The sequence below is a fragment of the Dehalococcoidales bacterium genome, from assembly GCA_028717385.1.
Lineage (GTDB): Bacteria > Chloroflexota > Dehalococcoidia > Dehalococcoidales > CSSed11-197 > CSSed11-197.
In genome coordinates this window covers 9,801-11,440 of record JAQUNW010000033.1, presented here as the reverse complement: position 1 = coordinate 11,440, position 1,640 = coordinate 9,801, and the positions used below count along the sequence as shown (strand labels likewise).

The following is a 1,640-nucleotide window of genomic DNA, read 5'->3' as shown; positions in this document are numbered from 1 at the left end:
GCATCTTCCTGTTGCATTGAGCGGACATAGTAGCGCATTACTCGGAAGAAAACCTCTCCTGTTTGCTATATTGGCATCCGCAGTATTCTTGCCGGTATAAATCCCGATGCTTGGTCATAACCCGAGAATCGGAATACCTGCGGCGTAAATCCGAGTAAAGAAATCTTATACCCCTTATTTCAGCAAGAGCATTGCCAATCGATAACAGGTTCTCGTGCTGCTGATGGGGGCTAATAAGCAAGCTGGAAGAAAAGGCAGTAAACCCACGCTCCAATGCCACAGCGGCAGTTTGCCCCAGCCTCAGGCGAAAGCAGCTTTTGCAACGCTCTTCGCTCTGCCCGCGTACAGCATCAAAATACTCCGATGGCTGGTAGTCAGAGTATATTTTAAGCGGTATCCCGGTCCCTTCGAGCAGTCTTCTCGTAGCGTCCATCCGCAGTTGGTACTCCTCCTCTGGATGGATATTGGGGTTGTACCAGAAAGCTTCTACGCGGTATCCCTGCTTTTGCCAAAAATCGAGTGTATAGGCTGCACAATGAGCGCAACATACGTGTACCAGAACTGAATCAACGATCATACGCCATTAAAAAACCTTGCCTGGGCAGAAGTATCTTTATTAAAAGGAATTCCCAGGTGCTCATAAGCTCGGCTTGTGGCCATCCGCCCCCTTGGAGTCCTTTCGATAAACCCAACCTGGAGTAAATATGGCTCATACACATCCATAATTGTATCTGATTCTTCACTTATTGCAGCTGCGATAGTTTCCAAGCCGACAGGCCCGCCATTAAACTTTTCAATAATTGTCCTTAACAGCCGGTGATCTATCTCATCCAGGCCAAGGGCATCTACTTCAAGTTGCTCAAGAGATTGGCGGGCAACTTCATCAGTAATCACCCCATCGGCCATAACCTGCGCGTAATCTCTCACCCTTCTCAGAAGACGATTAGCTACCCTGGGAGTACCCCTGGCACGACAGGCAATAGATTCTATACCTTTGTCTTCAATGCCGATTCCAATAATACCGGCAGATCTTTTTATTATAGTGCCCAAAGCTGCCTGGTCGTAATAATCCAGCCGATAAACCACACCGAAACGCCCCCGCAAGGGCGAGCTTAGCTGGGCGAACCGTGTCGTGGCTCCAACCAGGGTAAATTCAGGCAAGTTAAGTCTGAGGCTTCGAGCTCCAGGACCTTTCCCAAGAATAATATCCAGAGCGCGGTCTTCCATTGCCGGATACAAAATTTCTTCTATCGCCCGGCTCAAACGATGGATTTCATCTATAAAAAGCACATCATGGCTTTGCAGATTGGTAAGTATCGCCGCCAAATCTCCCGCCCTTTCTATGGCAGGCCCGGAAGTGACCTTGATATTTACCCCCATCTCGGCAGCAATAATATGGGCAAGCGTAGTTTTGCCAAGACCGGGAGGCCCATATAATAGAACATGATCTAAAGCTTCTCCCCTGCCTTTGGCTGCCATGATGGCAATTTTCAAGTTGTTCCTAACCTTTTCCTGGCCAATAAAATCGGCAAGTTTACGTGGCCTCAGGCTAAGATCTACTGGTACATCCTCTTCGCTGACTGCCCCCGAAATAATACGACTGATATGCTGCCTCCAAAAATTTTATGTTGTATTCAAAT

At 48.0% G+C, this 1,640-nt stretch carries 2 protein-coding genes; both read right to left on the bottom strand.

The genetic code is table 11. The features are described 5' to 3' along the window. Positions 1-37 precede the first annotated feature (37 nt). Positions 38-577, bottom strand: coding sequence for an epoxyqueuosine reductase QueH (locus PHX29_06305; protein MDD5605499.1), 540 nt, complete (start codon positions 575-577; stop codon positions 38-40). Continuing rightward, positions 574-1,605, bottom strand: coding sequence for a Holliday junction branch migration DNA helicase RuvB (gene ruvB / locus PHX29_06300; GenBank protein ID MDD5605498.1), 1,032 nt, complete (start codon positions 1,603-1,605; stop codon positions 574-576). Before ruvB ends, PHX29_06305 begins: the two co-directional genes overlap by 4 nt. Positions 1,606-1,640: the final 35 nt, after the last annotated feature.

Bases quoted from the DNA above. Each gene is read 5' to 3' on its own strand.
- PHX29_06305 (MDD5605499.1), bottom strand. From the start codon at position 577: ATGATCGTTGATTCAGTTCTGGTACACGTATGTTGCGCTCATTGTGCA.